This is a genomic window from Kutzneria sp. 744, from assembly GCF_000568255.1.
Lineage (GTDB): Bacteria > Actinomycetota > Actinomycetes > Mycobacteriales > Pseudonocardiaceae > Kutzneria.
Genome location: NZ_KK037166.1, coordinates 567,715 through 583,294, shown reverse-complemented (window position 1 = coordinate 583,294; position 15,580 = coordinate 567,715). Strand labels below are relative to the sequence as shown.

General features: G+C 70.3%; 19 protein-coding genes. 6 read left to right on the top strand and 13 right to left on the bottom strand.

Annotated elements, in window-relative coordinates:
- Window positions 1-240 (top strand): hemerythrin domain-containing protein (locus KUTG_RS02600; protein ID WP_043714624.1); only part of this gene is annotated, 240 nt, incomplete at its 5' end.
- Between the two features lie 65 nt (window positions 241-305).
- Here KUTG_RS02600 and KUTG_RS02595 read toward each other — a convergent pair.
- From KUTG_RS02595 to KUTG_RS02535, 13 genes are all read right to left on the bottom strand, one after another.
- Entirely contained in the window at window positions 306-1,502 is a 1,197-nt protein-coding gene (locus KUTG_RS02595; RefSeq protein ID WP_043714622.1) for a hypothetical protein, read from the bottom strand.
- Window positions 1,499-1,930 (bottom strand): hydrogenase maturation protease, encoded by a 432-nt coding sequence (locus KUTG_RS02590; RefSeq protein WP_043714620.1) that lies wholly within the window; start codon window positions 1,928-1,930, stop codon window positions 1,499-1,501. The genes KUTG_RS02595 and KUTG_RS02590 overlap by 4 nt, the downstream gene beginning before the upstream one ends.
- A complete protein-coding gene (locus tag KUTG_RS02585) occupies window positions 1,927-3,219 on the bottom strand; it encodes a Ni/Fe hydrogenase subunit alpha (protein ID WP_043714618.1) in 1,293 nt (430 codons plus the stop codon). The genes KUTG_RS02590 and KUTG_RS02585 overlap by 4 nt, the downstream gene beginning before the upstream one ends.
- A complete protein-coding gene (locus KUTG_RS02580) occupies window positions 3,216-3,965 on the bottom strand; it encodes an NADH-quinone oxidoreductase subunit B family protein (protein WP_043714616.1) in 750 nt (249 codons plus the stop codon). The genes KUTG_RS02585 and KUTG_RS02580 overlap by 4 nt, the downstream gene beginning before the upstream one ends.
- Window positions 3,965-4,792 carry an FAD/NAD(P)-binding protein gene (locus KUTG_RS02575; protein WP_043714614.1) on the bottom strand — a complete coding sequence of 276 codons (828 nt, stop codon included), beginning with the start codon at window positions 4,790-4,792 and terminating at the stop codon, window positions 3,965-3,967. Before KUTG_RS02575 ends, KUTG_RS02580 begins: the two co-directional genes overlap by 1 nt.
- Window positions 4,789-5,235 carry a Crp/Fnr family transcriptional regulator gene (locus tag KUTG_RS02570; protein ID WP_043714612.1) on the bottom strand — a complete coding sequence of 149 codons (447 nt, stop codon included), beginning with the start codon at window positions 5,233-5,235 and terminating at the stop codon, window positions 4,789-4,791. Before KUTG_RS02570 ends, KUTG_RS02575 begins: the two co-directional genes overlap by 4 nt.
- A gap of 18 nt (window positions 5,236-5,253) precedes the next feature.
- Window positions 5,254-6,093 (bottom strand): 4Fe-4S dicluster domain-containing protein, encoded by an 840-nt coding sequence (locus tag KUTG_RS02565; RefSeq protein WP_052393796.1) that lies wholly within the window; start codon window positions 6,091-6,093, stop codon window positions 5,254-5,256.
- A gap of 419 nt (window positions 6,094-6,512) precedes the next feature.
- Window positions 6,513-7,520, bottom strand: a complete 1,008-nt coding sequence (gene gap / locus KUTG_RS02560) for a type I glyceraldehyde-3-phosphate dehydrogenase (RefSeq protein WP_043714610.1) — start codon at window positions 7,518-7,520, stop codon at window positions 6,513-6,515.
- Window positions 7,517-8,506, bottom strand: coding sequence for an Acg family FMN-binding oxidoreductase (locus tag KUTG_RS02555; RefSeq protein WP_369794423.1), 990 nt, complete (start codon window positions 8,504-8,506; stop codon window positions 7,517-7,519). Before KUTG_RS02555 ends, gap begins: the two co-directional genes overlap by 4 nt.
- Window positions 8,507-8,511: 5 nt before the next feature.
- On the bottom strand, window positions 8,512-10,668 hold the full coding sequence (gene ppsA, locus KUTG_RS02550) for a phosphoenolpyruvate synthase (protein WP_369794422.1): 2,157 nt from the start codon (window positions 10,666-10,668) through the stop codon (window positions 8,512-8,514).
- A gap of 114 nt (window positions 10,669-10,782) precedes the next feature.
- Window positions 10,783-11,019, bottom strand: a complete 237-nt coding sequence (locus tag KUTG_RS02545) for an SHOCT domain-containing protein (RefSeq protein ID WP_043714608.1) — start codon at window positions 11,017-11,019, stop codon at window positions 10,783-10,785.
- On the bottom strand, window positions 11,019-11,732 hold the full coding sequence (locus KUTG_RS02540) for a CBS domain-containing protein (protein ID WP_043714606.1): 714 nt from the start codon (window positions 11,730-11,732) through the stop codon (window positions 11,019-11,021). The genes KUTG_RS02545 and KUTG_RS02540 overlap by 1 nt, the downstream gene beginning before the upstream one ends.
- Window positions 11,733-12,097: 365 nt before the next feature.
- Window positions 12,098-12,529: an Hsp20/alpha crystallin family protein gene (locus KUTG_RS02535; RefSeq protein WP_043714605.1), complete on the bottom strand. Its 432-nt coding sequence runs from the start codon at window positions 12,527-12,529 to the stop codon at window positions 12,098-12,100.
- A gap of 187 nt (window positions 12,530-12,716) precedes the next feature.
- Between KUTG_RS02535 and KUTG_RS02530 the strand changes: the two genes are divergently transcribed.
- The 5 genes from KUTG_RS02530 to KUTG_RS02510 form a co-directional block, all read left to right on the top strand.
- Complete coding sequence (locus tag KUTG_RS02530; RefSeq protein ID WP_157494266.1) at window positions 12,717-13,340, top strand: Rv1733c family protein; 624 nt, start codon at window positions 12,717-12,719, stop codon at window positions 13,338-13,340.
- 17 nt (window positions 13,341-13,357) lie between these two features.
- On the top strand, window positions 13,358-13,558 hold the full coding sequence (locus KUTG_RS02525; protein ID WP_157494264.1) for a DUF1918 domain-containing protein: 201 nt from the start codon (window positions 13,358-13,360) through the stop codon (window positions 13,556-13,558).
- Window positions 13,555-13,947 carry a hypothetical protein gene (locus tag KUTG_RS02520; protein WP_157494262.1) on the top strand — a complete coding sequence of 131 codons (393 nt, stop codon included), beginning with the start codon at window positions 13,555-13,557 and terminating at the stop codon, window positions 13,945-13,947. The genes KUTG_RS02525 and KUTG_RS02520 overlap by 4 nt, the downstream gene beginning before the upstream one ends.
- Before the next feature lie 7 nt (window positions 13,948-13,954).
- Window positions 13,955-14,968, top strand: coding sequence for an ABC transporter permease (locus KUTG_RS02515; protein ID WP_043714600.1), 1,014 nt, complete (start codon window positions 13,955-13,957; stop codon window positions 14,966-14,968).
- On the top strand, window positions 14,965-15,580 hold a 616-nt coding region (locus KUTG_RS02510), incomplete at its 3' end, for an ABC transporter ATP-binding protein (RefSeq protein WP_198046979.1). The genes KUTG_RS02515 and KUTG_RS02510, both read left to right, overlap by 4 nt.

Sequence of the window (15,580 nt, the reverse complement as noted above, 5' to 3'; positions counted from 1 at the left end):
GGGGAGATGCTGGGCAGCAGCGAATCCACGGCGACCATGAGCCGTGGCCACGCCGAGATCGAACGCCTTGTGCGCCGGCTGGCCCGTCACCTGTCCGAAGGCCCCGTGCAACCGGGCCAAGTCGACGATCTACGCGCGACGCTGTACGGCCTGGACGCGGTGCTGACGCTGCACTTCGCTCAGGAGGAACAGGGCTACTTCAGCCTCACGCCGAGTTCGTCCCAGCACAGTGGCCACTAGTGGTCACCCCGCGTGGCGTGGAATTGCCTTCAGTGCGAAGGCGTCGCTCGCGAAACCCGATTTCGCTACGGCAGGCGGGCATTGCGCCATATCACCGCGTGCTGGACGTTGTCCGAACCCCACGAATTGCCGACGATCAGCCCCTGTCTCGTGAGGAAACGCGCCGAGCTGTCGGTGTCCTGCGGCAGTGTGCCCAGGTCGCTGACGACACCGCCGCGGTCCCACAGCACCGCGTGCGTGTGACCGGCCGCAGTCAACGAGGAGCCCACGGTCGTGCCGTCTCGACCCGGCGTGGAAATCGACGAGCTGTCGGTGCCGCCCAGAAGGGGGCCGAGGTCCGTGACCCTGCCGCGTGGATCCCAGCGCACCGCGTGCTGACGGTTGATGTTCTGCGCGGTGGCGACAGTGGCGGTCCCCACGGCGGTGCCGTCGTCGGCGATGGCGTAGGCGAAGCCGGCCACCTCACCGGGCAAGGCGGCGAGGGGTGCCGTTGTGCCGTCAGCGTTCCACTTGACGGCCCGGATGCCGCTGCCGTCACTGGAGAATCCGACGACTTCCGCTCTGGCGTTGACCGCGTACGCCTGACTGATCGCGTCGGCGAACGCGGAACCGAGGTCGACGAGCCGGCCCTGTGCGTCCCAGCGGGCGGCATGGGTTATGGCGGACGCCGTGCCGACGTCACCGATCACGACACCGCGGTCGTTGATCGCCTGGGCGTACGCACCTCTGCCGCCGGGGAGGCCGGGCAGCCTGGTCGGTGTGCCGTGCCGATCCCACAGCACCGCGTAGTCCCACGTCCCGGCGGCGTTGAAGACGGTGCCCGCCACCGTGCCGTCGTTGTTGATGCCGGCTGTGGCGGTGCTGCGTTCACGGTCGGGCGACGGCGGATACAGCACGGTCATCCGGCCGCGCCTGTCCCAGACCACGGTGCGGTACGGGTCGACGCCGTCATCGCGGACACCGGCGACCGTGCCGGCGTCGTTGATGCCGACGGCTTCGCTGTACAGCACGTCGGGATCGAGGTCGGTGATGTGCCCGGACAGGTCCCACCGTGCGGCGTGCGGTCGGCTCAACGCCGTGACAGCGGTTCCGGCCAAGGCCGTGCCGGTCCGGCTGACCGCCGTCACGCCGGCCGAGCCACCCAGGCCTTCCAGCTCGATGAGGCGGAGGCTGGGTCTCGCTTGGGCGGCTGCGGTCGGCGCACCGGCGACCAGGACGACCACGGCCGCCGCGGGAATCAGCTTCAGGCGAGTCCACTTCATGTCGTTGTCCCTTCGCGTAGCACTTGATCGACCAGCGTCGGCACGGCCCGTGCCACTGCGTCGCTCAGGCCGACGCCGAGGCTCACGTCGGCGGCTTCGACGGCGTAGACGACCAGCCGTCGGGGCATGCGGTCGAGAGCGGTGGCCAGGGCGACGGCGTCGGGGATGCCGAGGCCATGGGAGCTGGCGCTGCCGTGGGCGGGTGGGAGAGTCGCGGTGCGGTGGATGCGGCCCGGGGTGGCCGGAGAGCACACGACGGCGTCGACGATGACGGCCAGCTCGGCGCCCTCCCAGGCCAGGATCAGTCCGGCGGGTTCCCCGTCGGACTGCACGGCGTGACCGCCGTGACGGGCCACGGACTCGGCGACGAGCAGGCCGACCGCGTCGTCGCGGCGGTACGGATTGCCGACACCGATGACGACCTTCACGCCCTGCTCCTGGTCAGGTCGAGGAAGTGCGCGGAGCAGGAGATGCACGGGTCGTAGTTGCGGATCGCCCGCTCGCACAACGGGGTCAGCTCCTCGTCGGGCAGCGCGAGGTTGGCGGACACCAGGGCGTGCAGGTCGGCCTCGATGGCGGCCTGGTTCTGCGACGTCGGCGGCACGATCACCGCGGCGGTGATCAGCCCGTCGGCGCCGATGGCGTAGCGGTGGTAGAGCAGGCCGCGAGGGGCCTCGGTGACGCCGTGGCCGACGCCGGGGCGTGCTGGGACCTCGACGAAAGAGGGCTCCGGCGGCTCGTAGGAGGACAGCAGCCGCAGGGCCTCGTCGACGGCGTAGACCAGCTCCACGGCGCGGACCACGATGCTGCGGAACGGGTTTCGGCACGACGGTCCCAACCCTGCCTCGGCGGCGGCCCGCAAGGCCAGTGGGGACAGCTGCGCGTGGTTCAGGGTGTAGCGGGCGAGCGGCCCGGTGAGGTAGCGGCGGCCGTCCAGGGTGGCGTGCAGTGCCGTGGAATGCGGCACCTGGTGCTCCGCGACGTGTGAGGAGAACTCGGAGACCGGGAAGTCCGATCCGCCGCTGGACACCAGCCGGCCGCGGGTGATGGCGTAGCGGTCGTCCTCGTGCACGGCCAGCAGCTCGTGGTCCAGTTCCAGGTCGGGGAAGTCGAAGCCGGCGACCCAGCGCACGGTGGCCAGCGCGATGTCGAGCGCGGCCCGCAGCTGCGCGGTGAGCGGGGCGAGATCCGCGCGGGTCGGGGCGCGGTAGAACCCTCCGACGCGCACGTTGACCGGATGGATCGGGCGCCCGCCGACGGCCGCCAGCACCGCGTTGCCGGCCTTCTTCAGCGCCAGCCCTCGTTCCACGGCGTCGCGGTGGTCGGCGGCCATGGTGATCGCGTCGGGATGACCCAGGAAGTCCGGCGCGTGCAGCAGGTAGACGTGCAGCGCATGGCTGGAGATCCACTCGCCGCAGTACAGCAGCCGGCGCAGCGCCTCCACCGGCTCGGGCACTGTCACACCGCATGCGTCCTCGATGGCGTGACACGCGCTGAGCTGGTAGGCGACCGGGCAGATGCCGCAGATGCGGGCCGTGATGTCGGGCGGCTCGGTGTGGGCCCGACCGCGCAGCAGCGCCTCGAAGAACCGGGGCGGCTCGTAGATCCGCAGTTCCGTGCGCTCGACCCCGCCATCGCCCACGACGACGTTGAGCGCCCCCTCGCCCTCGACCCGGGCCAGCGCGCTGACCCGGAGCTGACGCGCCCGGTGGCTCATGTGCCGACCCCCTGGCGGAAGTCGTTGAAGGTGCGGAACGCCCGGTCGATGGCGTCCTCGGACAGGCCACAGACCCGAAGCTGCGCCGTGAGCGCGGTGATGTTGGGCTGGTCGACGGGCCCGAAGCAGCCGAAGCAGCCGCGCCGGTACGCGGGGCACAGCGCCCCGCAGCCGGCATGGGTGACGGGGCCAAGGCACGGCGTGCCGTCGGCGACCATCACGCAGGTGAGACCACGGCGCTTGCACTCGGTGCAGACGCTGGCGTTCGGCAGATCCGGCTTGCGCCCCACCAGGAACGCCGACAGCACCTCCAGCAGCTGACCTCGGTCGATCGGGCAGCCGCGCAGCTCGTAGTCGACGGCCACGTGCGCGGAGATCGGCGTGGACGTGGCCAAGGTCTCGATGTGCTGCGGGCTGGCGTACACGATCGAACGGAACTCCTCGACGTCGGCGAAATTGCGCAGCGCCTGGATGCCGCCGGCGGTCGCGCAGGCTCCGATGACGACCAGCACTTTCGACTGCGCGCGCACCTCGCGGATCCGCTCGGCCTCCTCGGGCGTGGTGATGGAGCCCTCCACGAGCGACACGTCGTACGGGCCGGGCGACACGGCGCTGCTGGCCTCGGTGAACCGCGCGATGCGCACCGCGCCGGCCAGGGCGAGCAACTCGTCCTCGCAGTCGAGCAGGGTCAGCTGGCAGCCGTCGCACGAGGTGAACTTCCACACGGCCAGAGTGGGTGGGTGCATCACAACTCCCTGACGGACAACAGATCCGCGGCCACGGCGTAGTCGACGACCGGGCCGTCCCGACAGACCAGCAGCGGCCCGAGCTGGCAGTGCCCGCACTGCCCGATGCCGCACTGCATGTTGCGCTCCAACGAGATCCTGATCCGGTCGGCGTGGACTCCGCGCCGCAGCAGGGTCTCCGCGCTGTACCGCATCATGGGCTCCGGCCCGCAGATGAACGCGGTGGTGGCGGCCGGGTCGAGCGGCAACCGGGACAGCGGCTGGGTGACGAAGCCGACCTGCCCGGTCCAGTCGTCCGCCGCGTGGTCGACGGTCAGCTCCACCGCCATGTCCTCGCGGGACGACCACCACTTCAGCTCGTCGGAGTACAGGAACTCGCGCGGCGTGCGCGCCCCGGCGACGAGGATGGCCCGCCGATAACGCCAGCGTTGCGCGAGCACCGCCAGCACCACCGGGCGCAGCGGGGCCAGCCCGACGCCACCGGCGACGATCAGTGCGTCGCGTTCCCACGCGAGCGACGGCTGCCAGCCGACGCCGTACGGGCCGCGCACCCCGACGACGGTGCCCGGCTGGGCGGCGTGCAGCGCGCGGCTGACCGCGCCGACGGCCCGGATCGTCTGCGTGAGCGAGGTGTCCACAACGGACGGATCGCCGCTGATCGACACCGCGATCTCGCCGACGCCGCGTGCGTACAGCATGGTGAACTGCCCGGGCTGGAACCGGGGAATCGGCCGGTCCACCGGCGCCAGCCGCAGCGTCGCCGAGTCGGCGGTCTCCGCGGTCCGGCCAGTGACGACGTACCGCGCGGGCAGCATCTCCTCGGTCACAGCGGACTCGTCGGGACGTCGGCGGGATTGCGGTACAGGTCCAGCAGTCGCGCCCGGGTGGTCTGCAGCCGGTCCAACACCATCGTCAGCATCGCGACGGCGATCGGGTAGCCGAAGCTCGGGTCGTGCTCGGCGAAGGCCCGCAACTGGTCGGTGTCCAGCTCGACGGCCACGGTCGGCGTGACCGAGATCGCGCCGAAATGCCACTTCGCCGGCGTGATCAGCCACGACCAGCCGACCACCTCGCCGGGGCCGACGGTCTGCACGACCACCGGCCCGCGGCCCGGTATCGCGGCGTCGACGGCGACGCAGCCGCGTTGGACGAGCCAGCATCCCCGGGCCGGCGCGCCCTCGTGGAACAGCCGCTCGCCGGCGGCGAACGTCACCTCCTTGGCCGCGCCGGACAGCACCGCGATGTGCGTCGGCGACAGTCCCGACAGCAAACGAACGCGCCGAGCTGGTCAGACATCGACATCGTCGGCACTCCTCTCCGCCGCCAGCGCGGCCATCTCGGTCGTGATGTCGATCCCCACCGGGCACCAGGCGATGCACCGGCCGCAGCCGACGCAGCCCGATTCGCCGAACTGGTCGTGCCAGGCGCCGAGCTTGTGGGTGAGCCACTGCCGGTAGCGGCTGGCCGCGGACGTGCGGACGCTGCCGCCGTGCAGGTAGGAGAAGTCGACCTCGAAGCACGAGGCCCAGTGCTCCCAGCGCTCGGCGTGGTCGCCGGTGAGATCGGTGACGTCCTCGGTGGTCGTGCAGAAGCACGTCGGACACACCATCGTGCAGTTGCCACAGGTCAGGCAGCGATCGGCGACGTCGTTCCAGCGCTGGGCGGTCCGGCTGTCCCGCAACAGCTCCCGCAGGTCGAGCTCCGGCATCGCGCGACCCATCCGGCCGCCGGCCGCCGTGACGTCCCGCAGCGCCGCCGCGACCTCGTCCGAGGAGGCCTCCCGCCGGGCGACCGTGGCCAGGATCCGCTCGCCGGCCTCGCTGCCGGCCGTGGCCAGGAACCAGTGCCCGCTGTCGTCGATCCGCTCGGTCAGCGCCACGTCGTAGCCCCCGCGGACGCCGGGGCCGGTGCCCATGCTGGCGCAGAAGCACAGACCGCCGGGCTCGGTGCAGTCCACGGCGACGATGAACGGCCGGATCCGGTTGCCGAGCACCCGACCCAGGACGCCCAACGCCGCCAGGTCGCAGCCGCGCACGCCGAGAAAGGCCGGTTTGCGGTCGTCCGGCTGGGCCGCCGCGAACTCGCCGTTCTCCGTGGTCTCCCACAGCTTGCGTCGCGGCGGGTGCACGAACTGCTTCCACGACTGCGACCCGGCGGAGTGCCCGAACAGGGCGTCCGGACTGTACGAAACTGCACTCCCGGGAAAGAATCCGCATACTAGTGACGTCTGGCCCCAAGGGAAATAGTATTCCCTATTAGCCCTAAGCCGCCATCTTTAGCCCACATACTCCAAAGGATACCTCTGGACGCCTAAAGATAGAACCAGGGCATCAGGATTTTAAGGTCCCGTCTTGGCACGTTCGTGTAAGGACAAAGGCTGTGAGCCGACCATGTGCACTACTCGCGGTCAGCCGCAGATCGGCCACCCCCGCGACCTCGTCCAGCACGATGGCGTTGTCCCGCAGGCGCGGGCCGATCACCCGGTGTCCGTCGGCGATCAGCGTAAAACAAAAAACTCGTCGAGGCCGTCGAGGCCGAAGGCGTCCATCAGAGCAGTTGGGCGACGTGTTCGGTCAGGTCGACCAGCCGGCTCGTGTAGCCCCATTCGTTGTCGTACCAGCCGAAGACCTTGACCAGGTTGCCGTCGGCCTGGGTCAGGGTCGAGTCGAACACGCACGACGACGGGTCGCCGATGATGTCCCGGGACACGATGGGGTCCTCGTTGTAGCGCAGGTAGCCCTTGAGGTAGCTGGTGGCCGCGCTGGCGAAGGCCCGGTTGACCTGGCCGACGGTGACGGGCTGGTCGAGTTCGACGGCGAGGTCGGTGAGGGAGCCGTCCTCGACGGGCACGCGGATGGCCACGCCGTCGAGTTTGCCGGCCAGGTCGGGCAGGACCTCGCCGACGGCCTTGGCGGCGCCGGTGGTGGTCGGGATCAGGCTGAGCGCCGCGGAACGGCCTCGGCGCGGGTCCTTGTGCGGGCCGTCGAGCAGGGCCTGGTCGTTGGTGTAGCTGTGGATCGTGGTCATCATGCCGCGTCGCACGCCGAACGCGCGGTGCAGCACCTCGACCATCGGGGCCACGCAGTTGGTGGTGCAGGAGGCATTGGAGATGATGTGGTGGCTGTGCTGGTCGTAGTCGTCGTAGTTGACGCCGAGCACGATGGTGACGTCGACGCCCTTGCCCGGGGAGGACAGCAGCACCTTCTTGACGCCGTGCTCCAGGTGCCCGGCGGCGGCCTCACGGGTGCGGAACCGGCCGGTGGACTCGATGACGATGTCGACATCGGCTTCGTCCCACGGGATCAGGCGTGGCTCCCGCTCCGACCAGATCCGGATCCGCCGGCCGTCCACGGTGATGGAGTGGTCGTCGAAGGTGATCTCCTGGTTGAGCCGGCCGTAGGTGGAGTCGTAGCGCAGCAGGTTCGCCAGCACCGACGGCGCGGTGATGTCGTTGACGGCGACGACCTCCACCGGGCCGTCGCCGCGGTCGAGCACGCAGCGCAGGAAGTCCCGGCCGATGCGGCCGAACCCGTTGATACCGACTTTCACAGTCATTGTCCTTGCCTCCCAAGGATGTCGTCGACGGGACGTCGTGGCGTCGCGGGCAGCGGCGCGGCGTTGACCGGGGCCCAGCCGACACGCAGCACGATCTGGGGCACGCCGAAGCCGTCCAACACACGGTCGCGCACCAGGTTCCGGGTCGTCTCGACCTCGAGCGCCTGGCTGAGCGGGCAGGTGGCCATGCGGAAGTCCGTGGCCCACAGCAGAACCGAGCTCATCGCCTCACCGGCGCGCAGCCGTGCGTCCGCGTTGTCGGCGGACGTGGCCAGCACCAGCAGCTCGCCGGCGTCCTCCTCCCACCGGGAACCCGCGTCGGCGAGCTGGCCGTTGGGGAAGGCCCGCATGGTCGTGTCGCCGTGGCGGCGTTCCCCGGTCGGGATGTTGGTCGCCGGCACGCCCTCGGTGACGAACGGACTGCGACCGGTCCACGTGGCCAGCTCCGCGGCGTAGGCGACGTCCGCTTCCTGTCGGATCGACGCCTCGGCCAGCGCTTTCACCAGCTGGTAGCGGTCGTCCGGCTCGGTGGCCGGCATCAGGACCGTGCCGAAGGTGCCGGCGGTCCGCGCCAGGTCGTCGAGCAACTCGGCGGGCACCGGCCACGAGGTGTAGCGGCGGCGGTCGGTGCGACGGCGCTGGATCGACGCCGCCAGCGCGACGTCGTCCCGGCTGGGCTCGCGCGGCAGGAACTCCACGGACGCCAGGTGGTCGGGCTGGTTCGGGTTGGGGAACCGGTGCACCCGCGTTGCCCAGCCGGAGGCCGCCGAGGCCACCTGGAGGTGGTGCAGGGCGGCCCCGCAGGACAGCATCAGGTCGCGCCCGTCCGGGTCGGTCGCCGACAGCAGCCGGGACGCGTCGGCGTACAGGTGCAGCGAGGTGTCGCCCGACTGCCAGCGCCACGGCTGCGAGTTGTGGATCGACGGCGCCCGCGCGGCGAGCGCCACCGCGCTGCGCAGCGTCTGCACGTCAGGACTGGTCAGCACAGTGCTCACCTCTCTCGGGCTGCCCGCAGCAGCAGGCGGCGTTCGGCCGAGCCGATCTCGGAGCGGGTGGCGGCCAGCGCGTCCCGGTTGACCGAGACGGACGTGATGCCCATCCGCACCAGCTGCTCGGCGAAGCCGGGTTTGGTGGACGGCGCCTGCCCGCACAGGGAGGTGGTCATGCCGTTGTCGCGGGCGGCGGTGATGATCCGCTCGATGGTGTCCAGCACGGCCGGGTCGGCCTCGTCGAACAGGTCGGCGCAGATCTCCGAGTCACGGTCCACGCCCAGCACCAGCTGCGTCAGGTCGTTGCTGCCGATGGAGATCCCGTCGATGCCCAGCCGGGCGTACTCGGGGATCCAGTACGCGACCGAGGGCACCTCGGCCATCACCCACCGGTGCAGCCGGCGATCGTGGCCCAGCGGGCTGGCGTCGATGGCGGCCAGGCACGCTCGCAGCTCCCACAGCGTGCGCACGAACGGGATCATCAGGTGCAGGTTGGGCGTCTGCTCGCGGACCTTGGCCAGCACGGCCAGTTCCAGCGCGAACAGCTTGGGCTCGCGGACGTAGCGGTAGCAGCCGCGGTAGCCGATCATCGGGTTGTCCTCGACCGGCTCGAAGTCCGCGCCACCGGCCAGGTGGCGGAACTCGTTGGTGCGGAAGTCGATCGCCCGGTAGATCACCGGCCGCGGTGCGAAGGCCCGTGTGACCCGCAGCAGCGACTCGGTCATCCGGGCGGTGAACTTCTCGCTGCCGCCCGGGCGCGACATCAGGGCCCGCGGGTGTTCGCCGTCCAGGGCGTCGGTGACCATGAACTCCGCGCGCAGCAGGCCGACGCCGTCGACCGGCATGGCCGCGACCTCCTCGGCGTGCTCGGGCATCGCGAGGTTGACGTACACCTTGGTGCCCAACGTCTCCATGGCCGGCACGACCAGCGGCGTGAGCTGCGGAACGGTGTGCGCGGCCGGCTCCAGCCGCCCGGCGAAGACCTTGCCGGCCGCGCCGTCGACGGTGATCGTCTCCCCGTCCCGCAGCACCTGGGTCGCGGTGCGGGTGCCCACCACACAGGGCACGCCCAGCTCCCGGGCCACGATCGCGGCGTGGCAGGTCATGCCGCCGCCGTCGGTGACCAGCGCGGCGGCGCGGCGCATGGTCGGCACCCAGTCCGGCGTGGTCATGACGGCGACCAGGATCTCGCCGTCCTGGAACCGGTCGCCCTCGCTGGGATCGGCGAGCCGGCGCACCCGGCCGACGGCGCGACCGGGCGACGCGGCCAGGCCGCTGAGCAGCTCGGAGCCGGCGGCCGCGGTGGCTTCCTCGTCGAGCGTGGTGATCGGGCGGGACTGCACCAGCCAGGTCTGGCCGCCGGCGATCGCCCACTCCATGTCCTGCGGGCTGCCGTAGTGCTCCTCGACCCGCAGCACCAGCCGGGCCAGCTCGATCGCCTCGTCGTCGGTCAGCACCCGGCTCGCGCCGGTCTGCGCGTCGAGGTCGATGCGGAGGTCGTGGCCGTCCGGACCGCGCACGATCTTGTGCGTCTGGTGGCCGGTGCGGGCGTGCAGCAGGCGCGGTCCGTCCTTGGCCACGATGTAGGTGTCCGGCTCGACCGCCCCGCTCACGACGACCTCGCCGAGGCCGTAGGCGCCCTCGATGACGATGCGGCTGCGGTCGCCGGTGGACGGGTCGGCGGTGAACGCCACACCCGACCGCGCCGAGTCGACCATCAGCTGCACCACGACGGCGATCGCCGGTTCCTCGTCCAGACCGGTGCTGGAGCGGTAGGCGACGACGCGGGGCCCGAACAGCGAGGCCCAGCAGTCGACCAGGCGGGCCAACACCTCGTGCACGCCGTGGGTGTTGGTGTACGTGGCGTTCATGCCGGCGAACGATGTGCCGGCGGTGTCCTCGGACGTGGCCGACGACCGCACCGCCACCTCGGAGCCGTCGCCCAGCTGGTGGTACGCGGCCTCGATCTCGGCGCGGATGTCGTCGGCGACGCCGGCCTTGCGCACCAGCGCCTGGATCCGCTCGCAGGCGGCCGGCAGCTCGGAGGACTGCGACACGGCCAGCGCCGCGCGGAAGGCCTCGGCGATATCGTCACGGAGACCGGCGTGCTCCAGTGAGTCCAGATACGCCTGTGCGGTCACCACGAAGCCGGACGGCACCGGCAGCGCGGCCCGGGTCAGCTCGCCCAGGTTGGCGCCCTTGCCACCGGGACGGCGGTGTCGTCCTTGCCGAGTTCGCCGAAGCTCTTCACGTAGCGCGACATGCCAGCTCCTTCAGTGTGCGCGCAGAATGTCGCGCAGCCGGGCGTACTCGTCCTTGTCGATCTCGCCGCGGGCCAGCCGCTCGGCGAGTATCTGTTCAGCGCCGCGGTGGCCGAGCGGTTGGGCACGGAAGTGCCGCAACACCAGCACGACCACCGTCACCAGGCCGCCCCAGAACACCGCCATGCCGACCGCCATCATCAGCGGCATGATCCAGCCGGCGTCGGGACCGTTGTAGTACCAGGGCATCACAGCGCGCCTCCCCGATGCGGCACCGGCTTCAGCGGCTCGTGGTCGAACTCCACGTATTTGCCGTGCGGCCGGTCGATCTGGCCGACGTCATGCGCGTACGTGAGGTGGTTGTGCACGTCCACGACGCCGTCGACGCCACGGGTCAGCGTGGCGGCGATCTCGACGAGCGCCTTGGTCTCCACCTGCCCACGCAGTGTCGCCACGCCGGACTGCACCTCGACCGAGACCTCGCTGGGGTCCATCCACAGCGTGCGGCCGAAGATCTCGCGCAGGATCTCCTCGCGCAGATCGTGGTCCGAGCGCAGGAACACGCCGAGCACGTCCCGACGGCTCACGATCCCGACCAGCCGGCCCTCGGTGTCGGTCACCGGAAGCCGGTGAACCCCTTCCTCCGCAAGGAGTTTCGCCGCGTGCGCGACCGTGGTGTCCGGGTGCACGCACACGGCGGGCGTGGTCATCATCTCGGCCGCGACGCTGTGCGGGTTGTAGCCGTGCCGGCCACCGGCCCAGAACGGCTTGTGCTCCTCCTTCGTGCCGTGCAGCAGGTCGGTCTCGGACACGATGCCCACCACACTGCTGTCCCTACCCAGCACGGGAACGCCGCTGATCCGGCGCTCCGCCAGCAGGGCGACGATGTCCTTGAACGGGGTGTCGCTGTGCACCACGGACACGTCGGTGGTCATCACGGTGCTGATCTCTCGGTGTTTCACCGTCTTCTCCTCTCGGCCGACGAGCCGCGTGCCGTGGCCGCCGCCTTATATTAATAGCTCGTGTTCTTCCACAATATGATTGTACGAAGTGTTATTTGGAAACAAATTGCTTACTATACGTCTAAAATCGGTTCACCGTTAGTTCGGAATGTAGTCGCACGATCTCCCCATAACAACGCCGTTTTCAAGTGAACTCTAGCTCTATCGTTCCTTCGGGAGCGAAGCGTGAACTCCCTCACACAAAGGAACCATTCTGCGACGACCTCCCGCTACCACAGTCCGAATAGAATTAATTCGACCTCAAACCTAAACGTCTTGATGTAGATACATAGAGGCAAGTCATTTTGTTACACGGCCCGGGGACGTCAGCTGTCGTCCCCGGTCTCGATCTCGATCTTGCGGTGCGCCTCGGCCGTCTCGGCCACCGGCGCCGTCACGGTGAGGATCCCCTTGGTGTAGTTGGCCTTGATGTCCTCCTCCTTGACGTCGGCGGGCAGTGCGACGGTGCGTGCGAAGGAGCCGTAGCGGAACTCGGAGCGGTTCTTCTCGGCCGTCTCCTCGGTGCGCTCGGCGCTGATCGTCAGCAGTCGGCCGTCGACGGTGATCGTGACGTCCCGGCCCGGGTCGATGCCCGGCAGCTCGGCGCGCACGACGTACTTGCCGTCCTCGACGAAGTCCTCGACCCGAATGCCCTGGACGCCCGCCATCGGCCGGAATCCGAACATGGTGGGGAAGGACTCGACCCAGTCGATCAGGTCCGGCAGCAGGCCGTGTTGCCCACGGACCGGCGTAACCATCTGTCTACCTCCTTGCCTCCTCGGTTTCCCTTGCCCCTCCATCGGACTCCTCGGCGCGGTGCGCGGTGCAGAGGACAAGGCCCCGCGCGGGCCGCCATCCGGCGCGGCCGACGGGGTCGGAAGTCCCTGTCGATCGGGGACCTCCCGACCGGCCAACGACTCTGGGGGCGTCGGGTGCGCGGCGGCGATGCTCGTGGCAGCCGAAATCGAGCGAGAAGGGACGACAGACATGATGAGCACGGATGCGCGGCAGGATGTGCTGATGGGTCTGGCCCGCCGGATCGGGTGGGGCCGCAACTCGCTGCGCCGGCCCGTCGACCGCGCCGAAGGCGTGCTCGTCGTGCTGGTCTGGCTGGCCAGTGTCGTGATCGCCCTCGCCGGTATCGCGTTCGGGGTGACGATCGCCGAGTCAGATCTCGCTACGTCCGCGCAACAGGCCTCGCAGCTGCGCAGCACGACCGGAGTGATGCTCGAGAACTCGGTCGCCGCGACGGGCAGCACGGCGATGAAGACCTCGGTGCAGGTGCGTTACAGCGACCTGACGGGTTCCACCCGCACGGGCGAGGCAGCCGTGAGCGTTGGGCTGTCGGCCGGTACGACCGTGCCGGTGTGGCTGGACCAAAAGGGTGCGATCGCGCCGACTCCGCCGACCCCGGGCGACGCGATCGTCACCGGCATCGTCGCGGGCGTGACCGTCGTCGCCGGGGCCGAGGGGCTGCTGCTCGCGGTCCAACTGTTCGTCCACTGGCGGATGGAGCGCAGGAAGTTCGCGGCGATAGACCTCGAATGGGCCCAGTTGACGGCCCGCTGACGGACAGGAGGAGAGCTGTGCACGCGAAACCCGGTGACTGGCTGGTGATCAAGTCGGCGACGCTGGACAAGCCGTCCCGACGCGGGATGATCATGGAGGCGCACGGCACGGACGGCACGCCGCCCTATGTCGTGCGCTGGACCGACAACGACCACGAGGCGATCGTCTTTCCCGGCCCGGACGCGCACGTCGAGGCGTCGACGCCGATCGGGACGTGAGGACGATGCACATCCTGGTCACGGAGTCCGCGCCCGGCGCGTCGAGACGGCTGGTTGGCCGGCTGCGCGAGCTGGGCTGTCGAGTCAGCGCGTGCCACGACAGTTCGACGGTCTGCCGGGCCGTGGCGCCCGGCGGCGGTTGTCCGCTCGACGGCGCGGAACCGGCCGGCATCGTCGTGGACGTCCGTGACGGCGCCGGCGAGCTGACCGCCCGCGAGTACGGCGTGGTGTGCGGCGTTCGCGCCCGCCGGCAGGTGGTGTTCGTCGATGTCGACGAGGACCGCCGAGCCGCCGTGCCGACCGGGATGAACCCGCACATGACCGCCGTGCAGATGCCGGCGCTGGTGCAGGCCTGCGCGGACGCCCTGCGCACGGAACAGGGGCGGTGAGCCCGCCGTGTGGGCCATCGCCGTCAAGGAGTTCAACCAGTTGCGCCGGGATCGGCGGATGCTGGCCATGATCATCGCGATCCCGTTGCTGCTGCTGGTGGTTTTCGGCTACGCGGCCAGCTTCGACGTCGGGTCCGTGTCGACCATCGTGGTGGGCCCGCGCGCCGAGGCCATGGCGGCGCGGCTGCCGGGCCTGCTGGACGTGCAGCGCACCGACACCGGGCAGAACCGTGACGACGCCGTCGAGGCGTTGCGGGACGGCACCGCCACGGCCGCCGTCGTCACGTCGGCCGACGGCTCGACGCAGGTCCTGGTGGACGGTTCCGACCTGTTCTCCGCGCGGGCGGTGGCGGCCGGCGCGAGCGCCGCGCACCTGTCGGTCGAGGTGCTGTTCAACCCCGGCCTGACCACTTCCGTGATCATGGTGCCGGGCCTGATCGGCATCGTGCTGGTGTTCGTCGGCACGCTGGCCACCGCGCTGGGCGTGGTGCGCGAACGGCAGGCCGGCACGCTGGAGCAGCTCGCCGTGATGCCGTTCCGGGCCTGGCAGGTGTTCCTCGGCAAAGTGGTGCTGTACTTCCTGGTCGCGATGATCGACACCGCGATCGTGGTGACCGCCGGGATCGCGTTGTTCGGCGTGCCGTTCACCGGTGCCGTCGGCACGTTCGCCCTCGGCGTGCTGCTGTTCCTGTTCGTCACGCTGGGCATCGGGGTGCTGATCTCGACGGTGTCGCAGAACCAGGGCCAGGCCATGCAGCTGGCGATGATGACGCTGCTGCCCCAGGTTCTGTTGTCCGGCCTGCTGTTCCCTATCGCGTCCATGGCCGCCGGCGTGCAGTGGATCTCGTACTTCCTGCCGTTGACGTACTTCATCCAGGTGTCGCGGGGTGTGCTGGTGAAGGCCACGCCGATCGGCGCGCTGTGGTTCCCGCTGCTGATGCTCGCGGTGCTGGGCATCGCGGTGTTCGGTCTGTCGGTGCTGCGGTTCCGCCGCGACCTCGCGCCGAAGGCGTTGCGGTGAGTTGGGGAGCGGTCGGGCTGACCGTGCGCTACGGCCGCCGGACCGCCTTGTCGGACGTGAGCCTGCGGGCCGAGCCGGGCATGGTCACGTGTGTGGTCGGCGGTGACGGCGCGGGCAAGACGACGTTGATGCGTGCCCTGGTCGGCAGCGCGCCGGTCACCCATGGCGCGGTGGTGCGGCCATCCGTCGCCGAGATCGGCTACCTGAGCGCCGGCACCGGCGTGTACCCGGACCTGACCGTGCGCGAGAACATCGAATTCGTGGCCCAGGCCTATCGGGTGCGGGACCGGGACCAGCGGCGGCTGCTGGACCGCACCGGACTGTCCGGAGTGGACGACCGGCTCGGCGCCGAGCTGTCCGGCGGGATGCGGCAGAAGCTCGGTGTCGTGCTGGGTCTGCTGCACCGGTCGAGGCTGCTCGTGCTGGACGAGCCGACCACCGGCGTCGACCCGGCCAGCCGGGCGGATATCGCCCGGCTGATCGCGTCGGCCGCCGCGGACGGGACCGCCGTCGTGTTCACCACCAGCTACCTGGACGAGGCCGAGCGGGCCGGCGAGGTGCTGGTGCTCGACGCCGGCGCGGCACTGGCCGCCGGCGTGCCGGCGAAGATCG

Excerpts from the sequence above, each read along its gene's own strand:
- KUTG_RS02580 (WP_043714616.1), bottom strand. The coding sequence starts at position 3,965 with ATGCACCCACCCACTCTGGCCGTGTGGAAGTTCACCTCGTGCGACGGC.
- KUTG_RS02530 (WP_157494266.1), top strand. The coding sequence starts at position 12,717 with ATGCTCGTGGCAGCCGAAATCGAGCGAGAAGGGACGACAGACATGATG.
- KUTG_RS02585 (WP_043714618.1), bottom strand. The coding sequence starts at position 3,219 with ATGAGCCACCGGGCGCGTCAGCTCCGGGTCAGCGCGCTGGCCCGGGTC.
- gap (WP_043714610.1), bottom strand. The coding sequence starts at position 7,520 with ATGACTGTGAAAGTCGGTATCAACGGGTTCGGCCGCATCGGCCGGGAC.
- KUTG_RS02595 (WP_043714622.1), bottom strand. The coding sequence starts at position 1,502 with ATGAAGTGGACTCGCCTGAAGCTGATTCCCGCGGCGGCCGTGGTCGTC.
- KUTG_RS02535 (WP_043714605.1), bottom strand. The coding sequence starts at position 12,529 with ATGGTTACGCCGGTCCGTGGGCAACACGGCCTGCTGCCGGACCTGATC.
- KUTG_RS02545 (WP_043714608.1), bottom strand. The coding sequence starts at position 11,019 with ATGCCCTGGTACTACAACGGTCCCGACGCCGGCTGGATCATGCCGCTG.